At 72.0% G+C, this 23,383-nt stretch carries 23 protein-coding genes; 16 read left to right on the top strand and 7 right to left on the bottom strand.

The window, feature by feature from the left end; genetic code table 11:
- Nucleotides 1-24: 24 nt before the first annotated feature.
- Nucleotides 25-1,014 (bottom strand): helix-turn-helix transcriptional regulator, encoded by a 990-nt coding sequence (locus U5640_RS21290; RefSeq protein ID WP_340377362.1) that lies wholly within the window; start codon nucleotides 1,012-1,014, stop codon nucleotides 25-27.
- Between the two features lie 27 nt (nucleotides 1,015-1,041).
- Nucleotides 1,042-2,052 carry a helix-turn-helix transcriptional regulator gene (locus U5640_RS21285; RefSeq protein ID WP_340377361.1) on the bottom strand — a complete coding sequence of 337 codons (1,011 nt, stop codon included), beginning with the start codon at nucleotides 2,050-2,052 and terminating at the stop codon, nucleotides 1,042-1,044.
- A 115-nt stretch (nucleotides 2,053-2,167) separates the two neighbouring features.
- Here U5640_RS21285 and U5640_RS21280 point away from each other — a divergent pair, with 115 nt between their 5' ends.
- The 5 genes from U5640_RS21280 to U5640_RS21260 all read left to right on the top strand — a co-directional run bounded on the left by U5640_RS21280 (nucleotide 2,168) and on the right by U5640_RS21260 (nucleotide 8,356).
- Complete coding sequence (locus U5640_RS21280) at nucleotides 2,168-2,335, top strand: hypothetical protein (RefSeq protein ID WP_340377360.1); 168 nt, start codon at nucleotides 2,168-2,170, stop codon at nucleotides 2,333-2,335.
- A gap of 1 nt (nucleotide 2,336) precedes the next feature.
- The gene (locus U5640_RS21275) at nucleotides 2,337-2,675 is read left to right on the top strand and encodes a hypothetical protein (RefSeq protein WP_340377359.1); all 339 of its coding nucleotides are present in this window, start codon (nucleotides 2,337-2,339) and stop codon (nucleotides 2,673-2,675) included.
- 324 nt (nucleotides 2,676-2,999) lie between these two features.
- Entirely contained in the window at nucleotides 3,000-5,597 is a 2,598-nt protein-coding gene (gene clpB, locus U5640_RS21270; RefSeq protein WP_340377358.1) for an ATP-dependent chaperone ClpB, read from the top strand.
- 302 nt (nucleotides 5,598-5,899) lie between these two features.
- Entirely contained in the window at nucleotides 5,900-6,439 is a 540-nt protein-coding gene (locus tag U5640_RS21265; protein ID WP_340377357.1) for a YbjN domain-containing protein, read from the top strand.
- 318 nt (nucleotides 6,440-6,757) lie between these two features.
- Nucleotides 6,758-8,356: a M4 family metallopeptidase gene (locus U5640_RS21260; protein WP_340377356.1), complete on the top strand. Its 1,599-nt coding sequence runs from the start codon at nucleotides 6,758-6,760 to the stop codon at nucleotides 8,354-8,356.
- Between the two features lie 10 nt (nucleotides 8,357-8,366).
- On the opposite strand, the gene U5640_RS21255 is transcribed toward U5640_RS21260, so the two are convergent.
- Nucleotides 8,367-9,215, bottom strand: a complete 849-nt coding sequence (locus U5640_RS21255; RefSeq protein WP_340377355.1) for a serine protease — start codon at nucleotides 9,213-9,215, stop codon at nucleotides 8,367-8,369.
- A 226-nt stretch (nucleotides 9,216-9,441) separates the two neighbouring features.
- A complete protein-coding gene (locus tag U5640_RS21250) occupies nucleotides 9,442-10,641 on the bottom strand; it encodes a pyridoxal phosphate-dependent aminotransferase (RefSeq protein WP_340377354.1) in 1,200 nt (399 codons plus the stop codon).
- Between the two features lie 141 nt (nucleotides 10,642-10,782).
- Here U5640_RS21250 and U5640_RS21245 point away from each other — a divergent pair, with 141 nt between their 5' ends.
- From U5640_RS21245 to U5640_RS21210, 8 genes are all read left to right on the top strand, one after another.
- Nucleotides 10,783-11,166 carry a hypothetical protein gene (locus tag U5640_RS21245; protein ID WP_340377353.1) on the top strand — a complete coding sequence of 128 codons (384 nt, stop codon included), beginning with the start codon at nucleotides 10,783-10,785 and terminating at the stop codon, nucleotides 11,164-11,166.
- 382 nt (nucleotides 11,167-11,548) lie between these two features.
- Nucleotides 11,549-12,106: a DUF2617 family protein gene (locus U5640_RS21240; RefSeq protein WP_340377352.1), complete on the top strand. Its 558-nt coding sequence runs from the start codon at nucleotides 11,549-11,551 to the stop codon at nucleotides 12,104-12,106.
- A 68-nt stretch (nucleotides 12,107-12,174) separates the two neighbouring features.
- Nucleotides 12,175-13,779, top strand: coding sequence for a polyamine aminopropyltransferase (locus U5640_RS21235; protein ID WP_340377351.1), 1,605 nt, complete (start codon nucleotides 12,175-12,177; stop codon nucleotides 13,777-13,779).
- Between the two features lie 107 nt (nucleotides 13,780-13,886).
- Nucleotides 13,887-14,768: an SRPBCC domain-containing protein gene (locus U5640_RS21230; protein ID WP_340377350.1), complete on the top strand. Its 882-nt coding sequence runs from the start codon at nucleotides 13,887-13,889 to the stop codon at nucleotides 14,766-14,768.
- Nucleotides 14,769-14,805: 37 nt separating this feature from the next.
- Nucleotides 14,806-15,597 (top strand): aldose 1-epimerase, encoded by a 792-nt coding sequence (locus tag U5640_RS21225; protein WP_340377349.1) that lies wholly within the window; start codon nucleotides 14,806-14,808, stop codon nucleotides 15,595-15,597.
- A gap of 10 nt (nucleotides 15,598-15,607) precedes the next feature.
- Nucleotides 15,608-16,162 (top strand): orotate phosphoribosyltransferase, encoded by a 555-nt coding sequence (gene pyrE, locus U5640_RS21220; protein WP_340377348.1) that lies wholly within the window; start codon nucleotides 15,608-15,610, stop codon nucleotides 16,160-16,162.
- 150 nt (nucleotides 16,163-16,312) lie between these two features.
- Nucleotides 16,313-17,335, top strand: coding sequence for a class II fructose-bisphosphate aldolase (gene fbaA / locus U5640_RS21215; protein WP_340377347.1), 1,023 nt, complete (start codon nucleotides 16,313-16,315; stop codon nucleotides 17,333-17,335).
- Between the two features lie 58 nt (nucleotides 17,336-17,393).
- Entirely contained in the window at nucleotides 17,394-18,863 is a 1,470-nt protein-coding gene (locus U5640_RS21210) for an MFS transporter (protein ID WP_340377346.1), read from the top strand.
- Between the two features lie 84 nt (nucleotides 18,864-18,947).
- Here the strand turns inward: U5640_RS21210 and U5640_RS21205 are convergent, their stop codons facing one another.
- Nucleotides 18,948-19,367, bottom strand: coding sequence for a DUF3151 domain-containing protein (locus U5640_RS21205; protein ID WP_340377345.1), 420 nt, complete (start codon nucleotides 19,365-19,367; stop codon nucleotides 18,948-18,950).
- Nucleotides 19,368-19,623: 256 nt separating this feature from the next.
- Between U5640_RS21205 and U5640_RS21200 the strand changes: the two genes are divergently transcribed.
- Entirely contained in the window at nucleotides 19,624-20,154 is a 531-nt protein-coding gene (locus tag U5640_RS21200; protein WP_340377344.1) for a CBS domain-containing protein, read from the top strand.
- 79 nt (nucleotides 20,155-20,233) lie between these two features.
- Here U5640_RS21200 and U5640_RS21195 read toward each other — a convergent pair whose 3' ends face one another.
- Nucleotides 20,234-21,091 carry a universal stress protein gene (locus tag U5640_RS21195; protein ID WP_340377343.1) on the bottom strand — a complete coding sequence of 286 codons (858 nt, stop codon included), beginning with the start codon at nucleotides 21,089-21,091 and terminating at the stop codon, nucleotides 20,234-20,236.
- A gap of 341 nt (nucleotides 21,092-21,432) precedes the next feature.
- Nucleotides 21,433-21,642 (bottom strand): hypothetical protein, encoded by a 210-nt coding sequence (locus U5640_RS21190; protein ID WP_340377342.1) that lies wholly within the window; start codon nucleotides 21,640-21,642, stop codon nucleotides 21,433-21,435.
- Nucleotides 21,643-22,176: 534 nt separating this feature from the next.
- Between U5640_RS21190 and U5640_RS21185 the strand changes: the two genes are divergently transcribed.
- Nucleotides 22,177-22,596, top strand: coding sequence for a CBS domain-containing protein (locus tag U5640_RS21185; protein WP_340377341.1), 420 nt, complete (start codon nucleotides 22,177-22,179; stop codon nucleotides 22,594-22,596).
- 329 nt (nucleotides 22,597-22,925) lie between these two features.
- On the top strand, nucleotides 22,926-23,237 hold the full coding sequence (locus U5640_RS21180; protein ID WP_340377340.1) for a DUF3303 family protein: 312 nt from the start codon (nucleotides 22,926-22,928) through the stop codon (nucleotides 23,235-23,237).
- Nucleotides 23,238-23,383: the final 146 nt, after the last annotated feature.

Below are 23,383 nucleotides of genomic sequence, written 5' to 3'. Positions count from 1 at the left end.
CGTGAGGGGGGTGCGGCGGCGCGTTCACGTCGGGTCTCTTTCCTGGTCGAGGATTCCTGAGCGTGCGATGAGGTAGCCGAGCTGGGCCCGGCTCTCGCTGCCTAGGCCGGCGGCGAGTTTGGCGATGTGGACGCGGGCGGTGCGGACGTTCATGCCGAGTCGGTCGGCGATGACGGTGTCCGTGTGGCCCTCGACGAGGAGGGTGGCGATGGCCCGCTGGCGGGGGGTGACACCGTTCAGGGTGGGCTCCCGCACGGCCTCGGGGTACATCGGGGTGGCCAGGCTCCAGAGGCGTTCGAAGGTGGAGGCGAAGTACCGGGTCAGGGTGGGGTGGCGTACTTCGAGGGCGAGGGTGCGGTCCTTGTTGGCCGGGACGAAGGCGACGGAGCGGTCGAGCAGGATGAGCCGGTCGGTGACCTCGTCGAGGGTGCGGGCCTCGACGTCGCCGCGGATCTGCTCGTAGCGTGCCGCGATGGCCAGGGCGTGCCGCCCGGTGTGCTGGTAGAGCGTGCGGATCCGGCCGCCGCGGTCCAGGAAGGCCTGGTCGCGTGCCAGGGGGAGGCGGTGCACGGCCGGCGTCCTGCGCGTCCGGGCGGTCTGGGGCTGGATGCACCACATGTCCCGGCGGGCCTCGGCCATGGCGGCGGTGATGGCGTCGTTGATGCGGTCATGGCCGCTCAGGACGCTGACGGCGGACGCCTCCGGTCCGGCCTCGGGGCCCCGGGCGAGCCGGAGCAGCGGTTCGAACGTCTCCACCAGCCGTGCCGTGTGCCGCCGTTCGTCCGCTACGCGGTCCGCGAGGGGCCGCAGCGCGCGGTGCAGGCCGACGGCGGGCGGTACGGGTTCCAGCAGGCCGGCGTCGTCGCGGTCCGGCCGCAGCAGCCGGGCGACGAGCAGACAGGGGGTGTGCTCGGCCTCGGCCCGGGTCACCCGGCCCTCGCGCAGGGCGTGGGCGTAGAGCCCCAGTCCCGGCTCGCACACCTCTTCGGTGTGGTGGTGCACCTCGCTCCTCATCTGCGCCCTCTTCGGAAGACCGTCACCTCACTCGTCCCGGTCCAGGATTCCCGACTGCGCGATCAGGTAGCCGAGCTGGGCCCGGCTGCCGCTGCCCAGGGCGGTGGCGAGCTTGGCGATGTGGGCGCGGCAGGTGCGGACGTTCATCCCGAGCCGGCGGGCGATGGCCTCGTCGACGTGGCCCTCGACGAGGAGTTTGGCGATGGAGTGCTGGATGTCGGTGAGACCGTCGGGGGCGGTCTCGTAGGGCGCGCCGGCGCTCAGCGGGACGGCCCGGTTCCACATGAACTCGAACACCTTGATGAGGTAGCGGACCAGCCCGGCGTGGCGGATCTCCAGGGCGACCTGGCGGTCGTCGCGGATCGGGATGAACGCCACCGTCTCGTCACAGATGATCAGCCGCTCGACCAGTTCGTCGATGGTGCGGTACTCCGCCTTGCCGTCGGCGAACTGATCCACCCAGGCGAGCCGTTCCGGGCTGTACCGGGCCGTGTGCTGGTAGAGGGTCCGGATCCGCACGCCGCGTTCGATCAGCGGCTTGTCGCGTTCCAGCGCCTCGATGAGCCGGCGTTCCGGGTGGCGGTGGCTCGGCTGGATCGACAGCACCTCGTTGCGGCACTGCGAGGCGGCCAGGTCCAGGGCCCCGTTGATGTGGTCGAGGCCTTCGAGCAGGTTGATCGAGGGGGTGGAGGTCATCGGCGGGGCGCTGAGTGACATGAACGGTTCGAACGCCTCGGCCAGCTCGACGGAGAGCCGTCTGCGCTCGGTGATCTCGCGTTCGAGGGGATTGAGCCGCTGGGCCAGGGCGATCGAGGGGGGAACCGGACGCAGCCAGTTCGCGTCATCGGCGTCGGGGTACAACAGAGCGAGCTCCATCAGGCAAGGGGCGGGCTCCACGTCCACGCGGGCGATGCGTCCGGTGCGAAGTGCGTCCGCGTATAGGCGGCTTCCTTCCTCGCACAGGTCGGTCATGGCGTGGGGATGTGTCCCATTTATTCGATTCGTTGCCAAATCTCCACCCCCCAGGGTCCTGAACATGCAGGAACATGATGCACCGATCGTGTGGCCATGACGTGCCCGAATGAGCCATCGTCTTACTCGTCGGGGGAAAGGGGAACTTCAAGTGAGGACGAAGCCGAATATGCGGAACAAAATGCTTCGCTCAGTACTTGTCGCCGCCTTCTCCGCCGTTCTGGCCTTCGGAGTGCTGGCCGGCCCGTCCGGCGGAACCAGCGAGCCGCAGCGCGACACGGCATGGTCGGCCGCGGCCGGTGGCGACGAGGATGCTGCTGTCTACCCGGCAGACACCGCGTGGAGCTGACGTGAGTACACCACCGGACGACCGCTCCTTCCGTCGCGAGATGGCCACCGCCTACCGCTCCGGCTGGCACTTCATCGACCTGGTCACCGCCATCCCCCACAGTGGTGACTCGTTGATGGTGACCGTGTTCGGAGAACCGGTGGTCGTCACGCGGGACGAGGAGGACGACGTCCGGGCCTATCGGTGCCTGCGGCGGCCCCGGGGGGCGCCGCAGCCCGTACGGTGCGCGATCCGGTACGGAATGATCTTCGTGAACCTGGATCAGCGCGACCACCAGTTGTCGGAGCCGGCTCCCCAGGCCGCTCCGCACACCATCTCAGCCACCCCCCGCAGTGCCTGACGCGATTCCCCCGTCGTAACAGATCGCCTCAGGCGCTTCCCCCCGCAGCGGCGTCACCGTGACCTGAACACGGTGACGCCGCTGCAGTTTTGTGGGGACATTTCCCCGTATCGGCCCCCTCTGGAGCCCTCGTGCCGTGGCCGGAAAACGCCGCACGGCACGGATGCCGGGTTTGGATCAGCCCCGGCCCGTCGTTCCGCCGTTCCCGCCCCCGCCGCACCCGGGTAAAGCCCTGTCCCAGCATTGAGCGGAATAGACTCAACTTTGTGTACGCTGGAACAGTCAGACAAGGGAGACGGCTGACGCAAGGAGGAGACAGCGAACGTGGACGCCGAGCTGACCAACCGGAGCCGGGACGCGATCAACGCGGCCAGTAACCGTGCCGTGTCGGGGGGCCACCCCGACCTCACCCCTGCCCACCTGCTGCTCGCGCTGCTCCAGGGGCAGGACAACGAGAACATCGTCGATCTTCTCGCCGCGGTCGGCGCCGACCAGGCCGCCGTCCGCGCCGGAGCCGAGCACGTGCTCGCCGGGCTGCCCAGCGTGACCGGCTCCACCGTGGCGCCCCCGCAGCCCAACCGCGAGCTGCTCGCCGTGATCGCCGACGCCCAGGCGCGGGCGCAGGAACTGGGCGACGAGTTCCTCTCCACCGAGCACCTGCTGATCGGCACCGCCGCGAAGGGCGGCCAGGCCGCCGACGTGCTCGGCCGGCACGGCGCCGGCCCCGACCGGCTCCAGGAGGCCTTCCGCAAGGCCCGCGGCGGCCGCCGGGTCACCACCGCCGACCCCGAGGGCCAGTACAAGGCCCTGGAGAAGTTCGGCACCGACTTCACCGCCGCCGCCCGCGACGGCAAGCTCGACCCGGTCATCGGCCGGGACCAGGAGATCCGCCGCGTCGTGCAGGTCCTCTCCCGCCGCACCAAGAACAACCCCGTCCTCATCGGCGAGCCCGGCGTCGGCAAGACCGCCGTCGTCGAGGGCCTCGCCCAGCGCATCGTGAAGGGCGACGTCCCGGAGTCGCTGAAGGACAAGCGGCTCGTCTCCCTCGACCTCGGCGCCATGGTCGCCGGCGCCAAGTACCGCGGCGAGTTCGAGGAGCGCCTGAAGACCGTCCTCGCCGAGATCAAGGACAGCGACGGCCAGATCATCACCTTCATCGACGAACTGCACACGGTCGTCGGCGCGGGCGCCGGCGGCGACTCCGCGATGGACGCCGGCAACATGCTCAAGCCGATGCTCGCCCGCGGTGAGCTGCGCATGGTCGGCGCGACCACGCTCGACGAGTACCGCGAGCGGATCGAGAAGGACCCCGCCCTGGAACGGCGCTTCCAGCAGGTCCTGGTCGCGGAGCCCACCGTCGAGGACACCATCGCCATCCTGCGCGGACTCAAGGGCCGCTACGAGGCCCACCACAAGGTCCAGATCGCCGACAGCGCGCTGGTCGCGGCCGCGACCCTCTCCGACCGGTACATCACCTCCCGCTTCCTGCCCGACAAGGCCATCGACCTCGTCGACGAGGCCGCCTCCCGCCTCCGGATGGAGATCGACTCCTCGCCCGTCGAGATCGACGAGCTCCAGCGGTCCGTGGACCGGCTGAAGATGGAGGAGCTGGCCATCGGCAAGGAGACCGACGCCGCCTCCCGCGAACGCCTGGAGAAGCTGCGCCGCGACCTCGCCGACAAGGAGGAGGAGCTGCGCGGCCTGACCGCCCGCTGGGAGAAGGAGAAGCAGTCCCTCAACCGGGTCGGCGAGCTGAAGGAGAAGCTCGACGACCTGCGCGGGCAGGCCGAGCGGGCCCAGCGCGAGGCCGACTTCGACACCGCGGGCAAGCTGCTGTACGGCGAGATCCCGGCCCTGGAGCGCGACCTGGAGGCCGCCACCGAGGCCGAGGAGGAGGTCGCCAAGGGCACCATGGTCAAGGAGGAGGTCGGCTCCGACGACATCGCCGACGTCGTCGCCGCCTGGACCGGCATCCCGGCGGGCCGCCTCCTGGAGGGCGAGACGCAGAAGCTGCTCCGCATGGAGGCCGAGCTGGGCCGCCGGCTGATCGGCCAGGCGGAAGCCGTCCAGGCCGTCTCGGACGCCGTACGGCGCTCCCGCGCGGGCATCGCCGACCCCGACCGCCCGACCGGCTCCTTCCTCTTCCTCGGCCCCACCGGCGTCGGCAAGACCGAGCTGGCCAAGGCCCTCGCCGACTTCCTCTTCGACGACGAGCGGGCCATGATCCGCATCGACATGTCGGAGTACGGCGAGAAGCACAGCGTCGCCCGGCTCGTCGGCGCGCCGCCCGGCTACGTCGGGTACGAGGAGGGCGGCCAGCTCACCGAGGCGGTCCGCCGCCGCCCGTACAGCGTGGTCCTCCTGGACGAGGTCGAGAAGGCCCACCCCGAGGTCTTCGACGTCCTGCTGCAGGTCCTCGACGACGGCCGTCTCACCGACGGCCAGGGCCGCACGGTCGACTTCCGCAACGCGATCCTGGTCCTGACCTCGAACCTGGGCAGCCAGTACCTGGTCGACCCGGTCTCCACGGAGGCGGAGAAGAAGGAACAGGTCCTGGAGGTGGTCCGGGCGTCCTTCAAGCCGGAGTTCCTCAACCGCCTCGACGACCTGGTCGTCTTCTCCGCCCTGTCCAAGGACGAGCTGGGCCGGATCGCCCGCCTCCAGATCGACCGCCTCGCCCGCCGCCTCGCCGACCGCCGCCTCACCCTGGAGGTCACCGACGCGGCCCTCGCCTGGCTCGCCGACGAGGGCAACGACCCCGCCTACGGTGCCCGCCCGCTGCGCCGCCTGGTCCAGACGGCCATCGGCGACCGCCTCGCCAGGGAGATCCTCTCCGGCGAGGTCAAGGACGGCGACACGGTCCGCGTGGACACCTTCGGCGAGGACCTGATCGTCGGCCCGAAGCCCGCGAAGACCCTCTAGCCACGCCGAGACCCCGGCCCCCGTGCGTCCCGGGGGCCGGCGCGCTCAGGTGTCGGTCGTGCAGACGACGTACACCATCCAGAAGAACCACAGCGAGAAGACCAGGCACCCCCACCACAGCGTCCACAGCAGCCGGCGGATCTCTCGTCTCAGGGCCACGGGCGGATCATCGCACCACCTGACCGCGCCCCCACGCTCTCAGCGGAATTGCGCCAACCGGAGGTGAACCCTGGGAGGCGGGGCTTGCCACCCCCCTCCCCGGATGGGGGAGGATGGCAGGATCCGTACGAAGGGAAATTTCGGTGAGCATCGACCCGTCCTCGATTCCGAACTTCGGGGGCCAGCAGCCCGAGCCGCAGCCCCAGGGACCGGCGGGCCCCGTAGTCCCGGATCAGGACCTCGTGAAGCAGCTCCTCGACCAGATGGAGCTGAAGTACGTCGTCGACGACGAGGGTGACCTCGCGGCGCCGTGGGAGGAGTTCCGCACGTACTTCATGTTCCGCGGCGAGGGTGACCAGGCGGTCTACTCGGTGCGGACGTTCTACGACCGGCCCCACCAGATCGACGACAAGCAGCCGCTGCTGGAGGCGATCGACGACTGGAACCGGCGCACCCTGTGGCCCAAGGTCTACACGCACACCCACGACGACGGCACCGTCCGCCTCATCGGCGAGGCGCAGCTGCTGATCGGCGCCGGGGTGAACATCGAGCTGTTCGTCTCCTCCACGGTGAGCTGGGTGCGCGCCGCCATCGAGTTCGACAAGTGGCTGGTGGAGCAGCTGGGCCTGGAGAAGGACGTCGACGGCACGGACGGCGAGGAGCCCGAGGAGGGCGACGCGTAGGTCCCCCGACCGGTCCGCCCGTCATGGCGGGGCTCCGTCCACAGACTGTGGACGGAGCCCCGCCATGCCGTTTTCAGGCCGCGGTGGCCCGTAGGCGCTCTCGCCGAGGGGCCGGCCGGGCAGCCCGCCCCGGGCGGGACCGGCCGTGGGCGTATTGGGTATGGACATGACAGGGCTGTGCCCTCTTGAATGCCAGGAAGAGATCACGGCCGCCCCGTGGCTCCCAGTGTCCCCTCAATGTGCCACCCCCCGGCGGCCCCCCACGCGCCCCCCACGCGCGCCTTCCGCGGCGCCTTCTCCAGGAGACAGCAGACACCGATGAGTTGGTTACGGCAGCATGCCCGAGGTTCCCGTGTCGCCACCGCCGGCATCGCCGCCACCGCCGCCGCCCTTCTGGCCGCGACACTGGCCCCGGCCGCCGGCGCGGCCGACAGGACGGCCCGTGCCGCCGCCCTCGACAACGCGGCGGCGGTCCTCGTCGACCGGGCCGCGGCCCTGGGGCTGCCCTCCGCGCAGGACGCCTCCGTGAGGGACGTGGTCGTGGACAAGGACGGCACCCAGCACGTTCGCTACGACCGCACCTACCGTCAACTCCCGGTACTGGGAGGCGACTTCGTCGTACACATGGCGCCCGACGGCACCTACCGCAGTGCCGACCGGGCGGCGAGGGCGGAGATCTCGCTGCCGAGCACCACGCCGAAGGTGCCGGCCCCCCGGGCGGCCGGCCTCGCCGTGGACGCTCTGCGCGCGGCCCACCCGGGCGACCCGCTGAAGCAGGTCAAGGCCGAGCCCGAGCTCGTCGTCGACGCCTTGCGCGGTGCCCCGAGACTGGCCTGGCGGACGGAGGCCACGGGGCTGGACCCGCTCGGCAACCCGGTCGCGCGGACGTTCCTGACCGATGCCCGCACCGGTGCCCCGATCGACGCCTGGGACACCCTCCAGGCGGCGACCGGCGACGGCAGGTCCCTGTACAGCGGCACGGTCTCGCTGGAGACGACCTTCTCGGGATCGGCCTACCAGCTCAAGGACCCGACGCGGGGCGACACCCACACCACTGACGCGGCCCTGACCCTCTTCACGGACGACGACAACCACTGGGGCTCGGGCACGACCGCCGACCGCTCGACGGTCGCCGTCGACGCCCAGTACGGCAGCGCCATGACCTGGGACTACTACAAGGACGTGCACGGCCGAAACGGCATCGGCAACGACGGCAAGGGCTCGTACAACCGCGTCCACTACGGCAACAACCTCTCCAACGCCTATTGGTACGACGGCTGCTTCTGCATGACCTACGGAGACGGCGACGGCACCCAGTTCGGCCCGATGGCCGGGCTGGACGTGGCCGCCCACGAGATGTCCCACGGCGTGACGTCGAGAACCGCCGGACTGGTCTACTCGGGCGAGTCCGGCGGCCTGAACGAGGCCACGTCCGACATCTTCGGCACGCTGGTCGAGTTCTACGCGGGGAACGCGCAGGACCCCGGCGACTATCTGATCGGCGAGAAGGTCGTCCGCTCCGGCTTCGGGCAGGACGCCCTGCGCTACATGGACAGGCCGAGCAGGGACGGCGGCTCCGCGGACTACTGGAGCAGTTCGGTCGCCGGCCTCAACGTCCACTACGCGTCCGGCGTCGCCAACCACTTCGCCTACCTCCTCGCGGAGGGCAGCGGCACCAAGACGATCAACGGGGTCACGTACGACTCCCCGACGTACGCGGGCTCGACCGTCACCGGCATCGGCCGCGCCAAGCTCGGCGCGATCTGGTACCGCGCCCTGACCGTCTACATGACGTCCTCGACGAACTACGCCGGAGCGCGGACGGCCACCCTGAACGCCGCCCGGGACCTCTACGGCGCGGGCAGCACCGAGTACGACACGGTGGCGGCGGCCTGGAGCGCGGTCAACGTGAACTGAGCTCCGGCGGCTACGGTTTCGGCAGGGTGCACCCGGCGGTGCTCAGGTCCAGCTGGTTGCCGGTCGTGAAGCAGGCCGGGATCTGGAAGGTCTGCTGTCCGTAGTTGATGCCTTTGCGGACGGTGACGGCTCCTTCCTCGTCCACCTCGCAGGGGTTGTCCCGTGTGCAGGACGCCCCCTGCTCGTTGCCGGTGTTGTGGACGGCGACGACCTCACCGGTGGACCGGTCGATCACCGGCGAGCCGGAGGTGCCGCTGATGGTCTGGCAGGCGGAGGTGTAGCGGACCGAGTCCTTCCAGGTCCACGTGTCCTCCTTGAGGCGGTGCACGAACCCGTCGATGCTGCAGTCCAGGAGCTTCTTCCAGGCGCCGGACGCCACGGTGACGGCGGTACCGGCGGCCGGGTGCGTGTCCCGCACGGTCAACGCCGACACCCCGTACGCGCTCTTGACCGCCGCGTAGGTGGAGGTGAGCTCGTAGACCGCCACGTCCGTGTCGGTCATCGTCGCGTATGCCAGCTTGGCGGCCTGCAACGTGGCGACCTGGGTGCCCGAGGAGTCGAGCAGGCCGAACGTGCGGTTGTTCGGCCGGTTGGTGATCACCTCGCCCGGGTCCATCAGTTTGCTGCAGTGGCCGTTGGAGAGCACCAGCGCCGGGTCGGTGTCCACGGAGTCGGGGAAGCGGACGAGCGAGCCGGAGCAGTTGCTGAGCGCCACGGTGCCGGCGAGGCTGACGGCGCTGAGCGCCGGCTCGGCCGCCTGGGCCGCGGGCCCGGCGCCGACGGGCGCCGCGACCGCGGGCGCCGCGCCGGCCCCGGCGACGGCCAGAGCGAAGAGCGCGGCGACGAGAGGCTTTCTCACGTGGGGGTCCCCTCTTGTGGCAAGGCGACCGGAAACCTTCCGGCCTTACCATTCTTGTCATGCACATTGTCATGTGTGGGGGTGCGGGAGATCAAGGGTCGCCTTCAGCCGCGTCGCCGGCAGGTCCGGGCCCCGCAGGGCAGTGGCCCGGCAGGACTGCGGCCCCGCAGGGCAGTGGCCCGGCAGGACTGCGGCCCCGCAGGGCAGTGGCCCGGCAGGACTGCGGTCAGTGCGCGAACGCCTTGCGGAGCCGTTCCGTCGCGTCCGCCAGTACCTCGATGCGCTTGCAGAAGGCGAACCGGACGTAGGGCGCACCCGCCTCCTTGTGGTCGTAGAAGACCGCGTTCGGGATGGCGACGACACCCGCCCGCTCGGGGAGGGCGCGGCAGAAGGCGAAGCCGTCGGTCTCGCCGAGGGGGCGGACGTCGGCGGTGATGAAGTACGTGCCGGCCGGGCGGAAGACCGTGAAACCCGCCTGCTCCAGGCCGCCCGCGAGCAGGTCCCGTTTGGTCAGCATGTCCGCGCGGAACTCCTCGAAGTACGAGTCGGGCAGGCGCAGGGCCTCGGCCACGGCGTACTGGAAGGGCCCGGAGGCGACGTACGTCAGGTACTGCTTCGCCGACCGGACGGCGGCGACGAGATCGGGGGCGCCGGTAACCCAGCCGACCTTCCAGCCCGTGAAGGAGAACGTCTTGCCCGCCGAGCCGATCGTCACCGTGCGCTCGCGCATCCCGGGCAGGGTGGCCGGCGGGATGTGCTCCGCCCCGTCGAACACCAGGTGCTCGTACACCTCGTCCGTGACGACCAGCAGGTCCCGCTCCACCGCCAGCTCGGCGATCGCGGTCAGCTCCGCGCGGGTGAGGACCGTACCCGTCGGATTGTGCGGGGTGTTGATCAGCAGCAGCCGGGTGCGGTCCGTGACCGCGTCGCGCAGCTCGTCCAGGTCCAGCCGGAACCGGGCCCGCTCGGGGTCCGGGCGCAGGGTGACCGGGACGCGCGAGGCGCCCGCCATGGCGATGCAGGCGGCGTAGGAGTCGTAGTACGGCTCCAGGGCCACCACCTCGTCGCCCGGCTCCAGCAGGGCCAGCAGGGCGGCCGCGATGGCCTCGGTGGCGCCCGCGGTGACCAGGACCTCGGTGTCGGGGTCGTAGGACAGCCCGTAGCGGCGGGCCTGGTGCCGGGCGATCGCCGCGCGCAGCTCGGGGACGCCCGGGCCCGGCGGGTACTGGTTGCCGCGCCCGTCCCGCAGTGCCCGCACCGCCGCCTCACGGATCTCCTCGGGGCCGTCCCGGTCGGGGAAGCCCTGCCCGAGGTTGATCGACCCGGTCGCCACCGCCAGGGCGGACATCTCGGCGAAGATCGTCGTCCCGAACTCGGTGAGACGACGGTTGAGCAGGGGGCGTGAGCTGGAGGTCATGCCGGTCATCCTGCGCCGAAGCTCTGGACTTCCTCAAGTGTGCTTTGCCAGGTGGGACGGGCGGGCATCCCCCGTTCACGCAAGCGCTCGGGCGCTGCGCGAGGCGCCCACGGGGGGCCGCTTCGGGGGATTCGGAAGGAGGGTGACGCCATGATCGTGGGCATCATCCTGGCGGTGATCGCCGTGCTCTTCGCGGCGGTGCTCGTCGTCAACGCGCGCCGCAGGAGCCTCCGGCACGCCTACGGCCGTCCGGTGCGGTCGTACGGCGGCTCGGCGGGCCGCGGCCACTCCGGCAGCAGGTCCGGCGATTCGGGCGGCGGAGCCGACGCGGCCGCCGCGAGCTGGTGGGTGTTCGGAAACGACAGCGGCTCGTCGTCCGGCGGCCACTCGGGCCACCACGGCCACTCGGGTGACTCCGGCGGCCACTCGGGCCACTCCTGCGGTGGCGGTTCGTCGTGCGGCGGCGGGTCGTCCTGCGGCGGGGGCGGCGGCGGGTGCGGCGGAGGAGGCGGCGGATGCGGTGGAGGCAGCTGACACGGGGCAGCTGAGCTCTCTGAGGGGGAGCCGCATCCGGGACCGCGGGGCCCGCCCCTGACCAGGGCGCGCCCCGCGGTCGCACCATGTTTTTCCGGGTTTTGGGGCACGCTGTGGTTGAACAATTGAGCTGTGGAGCCCCCTGAGGGATGGAAACCCCACGAAGTTGGGTAAAAACGCTGTGGCGTCGCCACCGTTCATGATTCCCTCTAACTCACCAACGCAGCCCCTCGGACCCCTACGGACGTCCCGTGAGGACGTCGCTCCCGGACCGGTCCGGCCGGGGCCGATCTCCCGGTGTCCACCGGGTCCACGAGGTCTGACCAGGTCTACCGGGGTGCGTCACCCGCCCTCCCTCCTTGCGTCTTCGCGGAGCCGATCCATGCTCACGACCCTGAACACCTCCTACACCGACACGCGCGCGGCCGATCTCGCCTGGGCCCTGGGGCGTGAGCCGCTGCCCGCCCTCGCCACGCTCGACCTCGAACTGTCCGGCGCCAAGCTCCAGTTGAGACTGCTCGGCGCCTCGCACCAGGTGCTGCTGGAGGAGGACCAGGGCTGTTGTTCGGAAACGGTGGCCTGCCTCCCCGGCAGCAGCACCCCGCTCCCTCTGGGGGTGGCCAAACGCGTGGGCGGGTGGGAGTACGAATTCGCCGCCCGCGTCGAGGTGCTGACACCAGGTCAGTTCGCCGGCCGGGCCCAGGAACTCCTCGCCCTGGTCGCCGACCACCCCAACGGCCTGGCCGGCGTCTTCCCCGGCAGCCCGCACGCCTTCACCGCCCTCCTCGCCCAGCGCCACGAGGGCCACGTCCACTGGCGCACCTGGCACGCGTACCCGCAGGACGGGCAGTTGGTGGCGACCAGGACACGGGTCGGGGTGCGGGCGGGCGCCGGCCGGAGCGGCCCGCCCGGGAGCCTCGGGAGCCCGGCCGGAACGTGAGGTTTGCGGCCCGACTTCCACACGTGTGGGTGACGTTGCGTCCCCGGCCCGTGACGTAACGTCGCACCGTGATCGAACCGCACGCACCGGCCCCGCCCTGCGCCCCACCGCCCTGGCGCGGCCCCGCGCGGCTGCCCGTCCGGCCGGACGTCGGGCGGTTCCTGGTCCTCGCGTGCGTGTTCGTCTGCGCGGCCTGCGGTCTCGTCTACGAGCTGGAACTGGTCGCCCTCGCCTCCTACTTGATGGGCGACTCGGTCACCCAGGCCTCCGTGGTGCTCTCGGTGATGGTCTTCGCGATGGGCATCGGCTCGCTCGCGGCCAAACGGCTGCGCCGGTTCGCCGCAGCCGGCTTCGGCGCCCTGGAGGTGGTCCTCGCCCTGGTCGGCGGATGCAGCGCGATGGTGCTGTACGCGGTGTTCGCCTGGACGGGCGACTGGGGCGGTCTGTGGGCCGACGGCCCGCGCATCCTCCTGGTCGCCTTCTCCCTCGCCATCGGCCTGCTCATCGGCGCCGAGGTCCCCCTCCTCATGGAGCTCATCCAGCGCGTCCGCCGCCAGGACGCGGGCGGCGCCGTCGCCGACCTGTTCGCCGCGGACTACGTCGGCGGGCTCGTCGGCGGCCTCGCCTTCCCCTTCCTGCTGCTGCCGTTCTGCGGCCAGCTGACCAGCTCCCTGCTGACCGGCACGGTCAACGTCGTCGCCGGGGGCGCCCTGGTCCTCGGCCTGTTCCGGCGCGACCTCGGCCGCCGCGCCCGCTGGCTGCTGCCGGTCGCCGGCATCGCCGTGATCGCCGTCCTCGGCTCCGCCGCCGCCCTCGTCGGCGACTTCGAACGGGCCGCGCGCCAGGCGGTCTACGGCGGTGACGTACGGGTCGCCCTGCGGACCGGCGTCCAGGAGGTCGTCCTGACCGGCGGTCGCCCCGGCCGGCCCCTCGACCTCTACCTGGACGGCCGGCTCCGGGTCGGCGGCGACGAGCGCCGCTACCACGAGGCCCTCGTCCACCCCGCGATGCACGGCCGCCACGCGCGCGTGCTCGTCCTGGGCGGCGGGGACGGCCTCGCCGCCCGCGAAGCCCTCACCCACCCCGGTGTGCGCCGGGTCGACATCGTCGAACTCGACGCCGGCCTGGTCCGCCTCGCCCGCACCGACCCCGACCTCTCCCGGCTCAACGGCCACGTCTACGACGACCCCCGCGTCCATGTCGTCACGGCCGACGCCTTCCCCTGGCTGCGCGGGGCGCGCCCGGCGCGGTACGACGTCGTCCTCGCGGACCTGCCCGCCCCCGACGTCACCGCCAGCAGCAAGCTCTACTCCCAGGAGTTCTACGAGCTCGCCCGGCGCGCCCTCGCCCCCGGCGGGCGGATCGCCGTGCACGCCGGTCCGGTCGCCGGGCGGCACCGGGCGTTCTGGACGGTGGCGGCGACCCTGCGGGCGGCCGGACTGCACCCCGTCGCCTACCGCGTCGACGTCCACGCCGCCGGCCGGCACGAGCGCGCCCCCGCGGACTGGGGGTTCGTCCTGGCCGCCCCCGGCAGCCGCCCCGCCCTGCGCCTCGACCCCGGCGTCCGGCTGCGCACCCTCACCCAGGCGGACCTCGCGGCGGACGCGCGGGCGGCGCGGCGGACGCGGGTGGCGGACGTGCCGCCGTCGACGCTCGTGCACCCCCGGTACTGACGCCGCCCCCGGTATGGAGGTCACGCACGGACGTCACCCCCGGTACCGACGGCCAATCGCTGTTTCGCCGGGTGCGCACCGGCGACCGCTGGGTAGGCTCCGGCCCTATGGAGCTAGAGGTGTTCGTTCCCGTTCCCGCCGAGCGGCTGAGGGCGGCCCTCGCCGACCCCGCCAGGGTGGCCCGCGCGGTGCCCGGCCTCCAGCAGGACGCCGGCACCGCGCCCGTCGCCGGCCGGCTGAAGGTCCGGATCGGCGGCCACACGATCACCTACCGGGGGGCCGTACGGCTCTCCGTGCGCGCGGACGGGACGTACGCCGTGGAGGGCGACGCGACCGAGGCCCGCGGCGGCGGCACGGTGAAACTCGCGCTCGGGCTCCGGACCCGGGAGACCGACACCGGCACGACCCTCCGCATCGAGGGCACGGCCACGGCGACCGGCCGGGTCACCGAACTCCCCGAGGACCAGGTACGAGGGGCGGTGTCCCGCCTGCTGAACCGCTTCGCGGAGAACCTGGCGGCGGGGGCCGAGACGGGGGCCGAGGAGGCGAAGCCGGTGGAGCGGGAGGGGCAGGCCGAGTCCGAGCCGCCGGAAGGGGGCGAGGAGGCCGACGCGCCCGCCGGGCCCACCGTGTCCGGCGAAGGCACGGCGGCGCCCGGGTTCGAGAGCGAGGACCTCGACGGCCCCGGCGCACCGGACGAGTCCCCCGCGTCACCCGAAGCCCCTGAAGCCCGAGCCCCCGATGGCTCCGAAGCCCCTGCACCCCTCGACGACGTCCAGCCCCCCGCCGAGGCCGCCCACGCGCGGCGGACGATGATCGGGCGCAGTGCGGAGGAGGTCGATCACGCGCCGCCGCGCGGGCGGTACGCGCCGGTGCCCGCGCCGCAGACCGTCGCCCCGAACAGCACCCTGCGCTGGGCCGCCCCCGCCGCCGCGCTGGTCGTGGCCTCGGCGATCGTCGTGGGGCGGGCGCTGCGCCGCCGCCGGTAGCGGAACGCCCTCTTGAGCGGCCCAGTAGGGTCGTCCCGTGAGTGACGAAGAGATCACGCTGACCGCGGGCGACGCGGAGGTGACCGTGCAGCCGGGCAACGGCGGCCGGGTCGGTGGACTGCGCGTCGACGGGCGTCAGCTGCTGCGGCAGGGGGAGCGGTTCGGCTGCTTCCCGATGGTCCCCTGGTGCGGCCGGATCCGCGACGGCCGGTTCCTCGACGGCGCCACCGTCCGCCAGATGCCGCTGAACGCCGCCCCGCACGCCATCCACGGCACCGCCCGCGACGGCGCCTGGAAGGTCGCCCGGGTCACGGCCGACGAGACCGTCCTGACGTACGACCTGGTGGAGCCCTGGCCCCACCCCGGCCGGATCACCCAGATCGTCCGGCTGGCCGAGGACTCCCTGACGCTCACCATGGGCGTGGAGACGCACGGCTCGTCGTTCCCGGCGCAGATCGGCTGGCACCCCTGGTTCAACCGCACCCTGGGCGGCGGCCCGGCCGTCGAGGTCGCCTTCGAGCCGGCCTGGCAGGAGGAGCGCGGCGAGGACCACCTGCCGACCGGCGACCGCGTCGAGCCGAAGCCCGGCCCCTGGGACGACTGCTTCGGGATGCCCGGCGGGGTCGACGTCACCCTGACCTGGCCGGGACAGCTCGCGGTGCGGGTGACCAGCCCGGAGAAGTGGGTCGTCGTCTACGACGAGCAGGACGCGGCCGTGTGCGTGGAGCCGCAGACCGGCCCGCCGAACGGGCTGAACACCCTCCCGCGGCTGGTCACGCCGCTGGAGCCGCTGGAGGCCACCACCACCTGGTCCTGGATCCGCCTCTAAGCTGTTCGGCATGACGGACGTGGATGCACGCGGCGCGCTGCTGCAGCAGATCAAGGACAAGGCCGTGGTGCACGGCAAGGTGACCCTGTCGTCGGGTCTGGAGGCGGACTACTACGTCGACCTCCGCCGTGTCACCCTCGACGGCGAGGCCGCCCCGCTGGTCGGGCAGGTGCTGCTCGACCTCACCGAGGGCCTGGAGTTCGACGCCGTCGGCGGGCTCACCATGGGCGCCGACCCGGTCGCCGCGAGCATGCTGCACGCGGCCGCCGCGCGCGGCCGTCGGCTGGACGCCTTCGTCGTCCGGAAGGCGGCGAAGGCGCACGGCCTGCAGCGGCGCGTGGAGGGCCCCGAGATCAAGGGCCGCCGGGTCCTGGTCGTCGAGGACACCTCCACCACCGGCGGCTCGCCGCTGACGGCCGTGGAGGCCGTGCGTGAGGCGGGCGCCGAGGTGGTGGCCGTCGCGACGATCGTGGACCGGGCGACCGGCGCCGACGAGAAGATCCGCGCGGGCGCGGGCGTGCCCTATCTGTTCGCCTTCTCGAAGGACGAACTGGGTCTGGACTGACCAGCGGCTGGACCAGGCATGGACCATCCGCGCATCTCTGGAAAGATGGGGACGACGATGACGTCGCACCCAAGGTCTAGGTCAGGGCCGTAGCACTACGCGTACGCGTGTACGCACATCGCCAACCCGCAGATACCAAGGAGCGGACAGATGCCCATCGCAACCCCCGAGGTCTACAACGAGATGCTCGACCGGGCGAAGGCAGGCAAGTTCGCCTACCCGGCCATCAACGTCACCTCGACCCAGACCCTGCACGCGGCGCTGCGCGGTTTCGCCGAGGCGGAGAGCGACGGCATCGTCCAGATCTCCACGGGTGGCGCCGAGTTCCTGGGCGGCCAGTACAGCAAGGACATGGTGACGGGCTCCGTGGCCCTCGCCGAGTTCGCGCACATCGTCGCCGAGAAGTACCCGGTCACCGTCGCCCTGCACACCGACCACTGCCCGAAGGACAAGCTCGACGGGTACGTACGTCCGCTGCTCGCGGTCTCCGAGGAGCGCGTGAAGGCCGGCCGCAACCCGCTGTTCCAGTCGCACATGTGGGACGGCTCCGCCGAGACCCTCGCCGACAACCTCGCGATCGCGCAGGAGCTGCTGGCCCGCGCCGCCGCCGCGAAGATCATCCTCGAGGTGGAGATCACCCCGACCGGCGGCGAGGAGGACGGCGTCTCGCACGAGATCAACGACTCGCTCTACACCACGGTCGAGGACGCGATCCGCACCGTCGAGGCGCTCGGCCTGGGCGAGAAGGGCCGCTACCTGCTGGCCGCGTCCTTCGGCAACGTCCACGGCGTGTACAAGCCGGGCAACGTCGTCCTCCGCCCCGAGCTGCTGAAGGAGCTGAACGAGGGCGTCGCCGCCAAGTTCGGCAAGCAGTCCCCGTTCGACTTCGTCTTCCACGGCGGCTCCGGCTCCACCGAGCAGGAGATCGCGACCGCCCTGGAGAACGGCGTCGTCAAGATGAACATCGACACGGACACCCAGTACGCCTTCACGCGTCCCGTGGCCGCCCACATGTTCCAGAACTACGACGGCGTCCTGAAGGTCGACGGCGAGGTCGGCGACAAGAAGACCTACGACCCGCGGACCTGGGGCAAGCTCGCCGAGGCCAGCATGGCCGCGCGGGTCGTCGAGGCCACCCGGAACCTGCGGTCGGCGGGCCAGAAGATCAAGTAACCCGGCGTACGCGGTCGAGCCCGGTGCCACGGCGCCGGGCTCGCTGTATACCTGGGGCATGCCCGATGTCCGGATGGCCTCCCCCCAGGGAAAGTGGATCGTGTTCACCACGGTCCTCGGTTCCAGCATGGCCCTGCTGGACTCGACGGTCGTCAACGTGGCCCTGCCCCGGATCGGGGAGGACCTGGACGCCGATCTCGCCGCGCTCCAGTGGACCGTCAACGCGTACATGCTGACCCTGGCCGGTCTGATCCTGCTGGGCGGCTCCCTGGGGGACCGCTACGGGCGCCGGAAGGTGTTCGTGGTGGGCGTGGTGTGGTTCGCCACCGCCTCCCTGCTGTGCGGCCTCGCACCGAACGCGGGCGTGCTGGTCGCGGCCCGCGCCCTGCAGGGGGTCGGCGGCGCCCTGCTGACCCCCGGCTCGCTCGCCCTGATCCAGGCCTCCTTCCACCGCGACGACCGGGGCCGGGCCGTCGGCCTGTGGTCCGGCTTCGGGGGCATCGGGGCGGCCGTGGGGCCCTTCGTGGGCGGCTGGCTGGTCGACGGGCCGGGCTGGCGCTGGGTGTTCCTGCTGAACGTGCCGCTGGCGGTGGTGTGCGTCCCGGTGGCGCTGCGGCACGTGCCCGAGTCCCGGGACACGCTCGCCCACGGGCGGTTCGACGTCCTGGGGGCGGTGCTGGGCGCGCTGGCCCTGGGCCTCGTCACGTACGCGCTGATCGAGGCGGACGAGGGCTCGTTCCTCGTGGTCGCGGCGGCCGTCGCGGGGATCGCGGCCGCCGTGGCGTTCGTGGGGGTGGAGCGGCACCGGTCCGATCCGATGATGCCGCCGGACATCTTCGCCTCCCGCCAGTTCACCGCCGTCAACCTGGTCACGCTGTGCGTGTACGCGGCCCTCGGCGGCTTCTTCTTCCTCTCCGTGGTCCAGCTCCAGGTCGTCGCCGGGTACTCCGCGCTCGGCGCCGGTACGGCCCTGCTGCCGACGACGCTGCTGATGCTGCTGTTCTCCTCCCGCTCCGGTGAGCTGGCGGAGCGGATCGGGCCGCGCATCCCGCTCACGGTGGGGCCCCTGCTGTGCGCGGCGGGCATGCTGCTGATGCTGCGGGTCGGCGAGGACGCCTCGTACGCCGCCGACGTGTTTCCCGCCGTCCTGGTGCTCGGCGTCGGCCTGGTCACCCTGGTCGCCCCGCTGACCGCGACCGTGCTGGCCTCGGTGGAGGTGACCCGCGCGGGGCTCGCCAGCGGCATCAACAACGCGGCGGCGCGGGCGGCGGGGCTCGTCGCGGTCGCCGCCCTGCCGCTGCTGACCGGCATGGGCGCCGACTCCTACCGCTCGGCGGACGCCTTCGAGGGACCGTTCAGGCGCTCCATGCTGTGGTGCGCGGCCGTCCTGGTCGTGGGCGCGGCCCTCGCCTTCACCGCGGTCCGCCGGCCGCCCCCGGACTGCGACCACCCGGAGTGCCGGACCCACTGCTGTGTGACGGCGCCGCCGCTGGAGGGGGAGAGGCGGGCGCCCCGCGAGCTCGGGTGAGCGCGACCGGACCCGTGTCCCTTCTTGCGTTCCGTGCCGCCGCTGTCTCGGTGACGGCGGCACAGCCGTCCTCAACTGCGGTGACTACCGCTTCAGTTCGGTGTACGCCTCGGCGCTGCTGTCCTTGAGGAACTGCCAGCAACGCTCCGTCTCGTCCTTCTCGTCGATCGCGCCCGCGGCACGGGCCAGGGCCGCGAGGCAGCGCAGGAACCCGCGATTGGCCCGGTGGTCCCAGGGGATGGGGCCATGTCCCTTCCAGCCGGCTCGGCGCAGCGAGTCCAGACCGCGGTGATAGCCGGTGCGCGCGTAGGCGTACGACTCGACCACCCGCCCCGCCTCGAAGGCGCCGTCGGCGAGCATCGCCCAGGCGAGCGAGAACGTCGGGTGCTTCGCCGCGACCTCTGCGGGCGTCAGGGACTCCTCGCCCAGCAGACGGTACGCCTCTTCGTTCTCCGGCAGGTAGGTCGGGTCCGGGCCGCCGAGCAGGTTCTTGTGCGTGGTCATGCGAGCAGTCTGCCACTCGGGGACGAACGTCCGGGACCTGGCCGAGTGCAAGCGGGCACGGCAGGAGTGGCGCATGCCGACTGCCCGCTCTTCGGCCCCGCGGACATCGGGCCGGTGCTCGGGTGCCGGACGGAGGCGCCGAAGCCTCTGCTTCCAGCCTCTCTCCGCTCGGCCCGCGGCGGCCACTCCGGCGGGGAAGGCCGAGATCACTCCGATGACGTGTGGCGGTGTTCGAGGAGGAGGGAAGGAGACAGCCATGGAACAGCAGCCGAGGGCGGTCCCTGATGAGCAGGCGGTCCTGGTGCGGACGGTCGCCGTCGTGATGCACACCGCCGTGCTCACGGTCGCTGTCGACGAAACGGTGCTGGTGGCCTGGGAACTGCTGGAGCGATCCGGCTTCCGTCACGTTCCGGTCGTGCATCCGGACGGTCGCTGTGCGGGCCTTCTGGACAGGGCCGACCTGGCGGTCGCCTGCGCGGCACCGGCTGTGGCGCTGTCCGCCTCGCGCGTGGGCGACCTCCTGGCCGGCCGCAGGCCGGCGCTCGTCCATGTGGAGCAGACCGTGGGCCACGCGGCCGACCTGATGAGCTGCACCGGGGCCGACGCGCTCCCGGTGCTGGCGGAAGACGGCCGTTTCGCCGGGGTGCTGACGGCGACCGGCATCGTCGCGGCCCTCGCCGGCGGTCCGCTGGGGCATGCGCCCGCGGACGACCGTCCGCAGTTCCCGCCCACGGTGCTGCCGGGACTCCCGCCCCGGCGGAGCCACCGCGGAACGGCGGTGCCCTGACCGCCCACCACCGAGGCACTTGCCGAGGTGATACGTCCGGCGCGGCCACCCGGAGAGGCCGAGCCGGGACCGAGCGCCCTCAGACAGGGGTGGTCCGGGGACGTGGGCGAACGACCGCCAAGGGGCACAGGGAGAACTGCAGGAGGTGGTGGCTGACGGAACCGAGAGTCAGGCCCCGGAAACCGCCGCGCCCGCGGGAGCCGACGACCAGGAGGTCGGCCCGGTCGGAGGCGCGGGCGAGCGCGTTGACCGGAGGTTCGTCGGGGACCTCCGCCACCACCTCCACACCGGGGTACTCCTCGCGCAGCGGGGCCAGCCAGTCCTCCAGGGCCTGTTGGTGTTCCTTGGCCATGGCGTCCTGGACGGTGCTGACCCCCGCCTGCGGCAGCGGGTTGCTCCAGGCGTGCAGGGCCTGGAGTTGTGCGCCGCGCAGGGAAGCCTGTTGGAAGGCGTAGGCCAGAGCGGCGTCGGAGTACTCCGATCCGTCGACGCCGACGACGACGCGACGGTGCCCGATGGGGACGTGGTTGACGATCACCACAGGAGGGTCCGCGTGACCGACGACCTGCAAGGCGACCGAACCGAGCAGGAGGCTCCCGAAGCCACCTCGGCCCTTGGCGCCGAGCACGACCGTGTGAGCGTCTTCGGCCTCCGCCAGGAGCACGGGTGCCGGGGCACCGGAAGGCACGGCGGAGGTCAGTTCCAGGTCCGGGTGGGCGTCCAGCGCGATCGCAGTGGCCTCGGCCACGATCCCCCGGTCGTGCCGGCTCTCTTCCCGGGCGCGCCCTTCCTCGGTTGTCGCGTAGGTGTGTGCGGGGGGTACGACGTGGACGATGCGCAGCGGACACCTGCGCAGCGCCGCCTCCTGGGCGGCCCACACCAGTGCGCGAAGACTGCGCCCGGAGCCGTCGACCCCGACCAAGATCGGACCAGTCATTTTCTCTCCCGGGATTGCGGTCGTCGGCGTTCGCCGCCGCCGGACCGGTGGAACGGGGGCCTGTCGTTCGGACCAGGTCGCAGACGCGGGGCCGCTGTGCGCCCCTTCAGGGGTCCTCGCCGCGTACCTCCGCTCGTCGCGCCCCCGCTCGGCGGCACCGGACGGCAGTGCCGCCGAGGACATCCGTCGTGATGTCCTCGCGGATCGCCCGGGCCCGCCGCGGGAAGACACGCGGCAGCCGTTTCGTGGCACGCGCTCGAGGCCCGCCCCACGGCCGGCTCGCGTTTCCCGCGCGTGGGGCGTCGTGTGACTCTCCGGTGTCCTTCTCGGGCGGTCCGTTCCTACAGTCCCTGGGAGAGGAGGAGTTCGTGGGCGAGTCGTGCGCCACGTGCCGCGTCCTCGGGCGGAGTGTCCTCCGAGGGGACGCTCTCCAAACCCTGGGCGAGTGCCCGGACGGCCTCGGCCAGGGCGGTGACCTGCGTTTCCAGCAGGCTCAGCCGGGCTTCCGGCTCGGGGGTGGCATCCGACCGGGGGGAGTGGTGCTGTGTCATGTCGTGCTCCCTTGTACGGCGATGACAGGAACGGGCCGTCACGGTGTTCGCCGGCTCCCTTCGTTTCCGGCGGCGGCGACCGCACGCCGGTGGTGCGGAAGGCGGCACGGAATGGCTACGGACATGGTTCTTCCCCTTCCGCTCAGGCGTGGGTCGCCTTTCACCGCACGGGGTGGCATGTCTGCCGTTCGGCAGGTGCCGACACGGGGGCAGTCGGCTCCAGCGGAGGAGGTGGCGGGTTCGCGCCGGACCGGCCCGCCCGGCGGTGTCAGTCCTCATGCGCGGGACAGTCCGCGTACGCGAAGGCTTTCCTCTCCCTGCCCTGTCGGCTCCATGCTAGGGCGGACGGTACGGGTCGGCAGCCGGACGTGCGGGAACAAGCGGCGTCGTACACGGGCGGGTTCACGGCCCGTCCGTTCCCGGCATGCGTGGAAAACGCCGAGCGCTCACACTGGACTGGAGGAGTACCGGCCGGGGTCGGCCAGACTCCAGGGGCTTTCCCCGCGCCGGCAGCAACGTCCGAAGGAGACGACCATGACCGCCGCCCGGGACATCATGCACGTCGGGGCCACGTGTGTTCAGGAGAACGAAACACTCCTGGACGCGGCGCGCCGGATGAAGGAACTCGACGTGGGAGCCCTGCCGATCTGCGGACCCGACGACCGGCTCCACGGGATCATCACAGACCGTGACATCGTGGTGAAGTGCCTTGCCCGGGGCAAGGACCCCAGCACCATGACCGCGGGTCAGCTGGAGCAGGGCAAGCCGGTCACGGTGGACGCCGGGGCCGACGCCGACCAGGTCCTCCAGGCCATGGAGGAGCACAGGATCCGTAGGCTGCCGGTGGTCGACGACCATCGCCTCGTCGGCATGATCAGCGAGGCGGATCTCGCACGCCACCTTCCCGAAGAGCAGGTGGGCCACTTCGTCGAGGCTGTCTGCGCGGTGCGGTGACGGTCCCCCACCGCGGCTCCGCGCCGGAGGGGGAACGGGAGCCGGGCCGGTGGCGGCGTGTCGTGGACATCGCACGCGGCGACCGCGCGGCCTGAGCAAGGCTACGGGCTGCGGGACGGCCCCGGACGGGATCCGGGTCCGCTCGGGCCCTCGGGCCCACACGGTGCGGTGCCCTCCCCGCTGACGGCCGGCTTCGACGCTCCCGTCACCGCGTGGCTTCCACCCGGGTTCGGTTCGGTGAGCCGGAGGAAGCCGCCCGTATGGCGCTCTCCGAGGAGCCTTCCCGGTGACCGTCCGCAGCTTTCGTCCCTGTCTTCAGCATCCGCTTCTTGCAGGAGATCACCATGCTCTATGTCATGACCATGCGCTGGCAGCCAGGACTGACCCGTGAGGAGCGTGACGGCATCCTCATCCGGCGCGCTCAGTGGTCGTACCCGGACGACGTGACGGTCGTCGGCGAGTACTGGACGGCCTCGGAGGACATGGCGATCGTCGTGGTGTTCGACGCCGACGACTTCGCCCCGATCATGGACATCGCGTTTACCTGGGGCGACGGTTTCCAGGTGACCACCTGCCCGGCGATCTCCGCGGAGGAGGGGCTGAAGATGGGTCCCTCCGTCCTCGAACAGCGGCGCGCGTAGCCGGAGAGGCAGGGCCGGGCGGGCGGCCCTGCCTTCACCCGGTGTCGGGTCATCGCCGGTCGGGCGGGGCGCCGAGCCGGAGCGCGGCGGGTCGCATCGAGTGGATGATCCCGTCCGGCTCGTCGACGGCGGTACCGGACGGCGTG

The sequence above is a fragment of the Streptomyces sp. SS7 genome, assembly GCF_037993025.1.
Lineage (GTDB): Bacteria > Actinomycetota > Actinomycetes > Streptomycetales > Streptomycetaceae > Streptomyces.
This window is presented reverse-complemented; position numbering and strand designations above follow the sequence as displayed.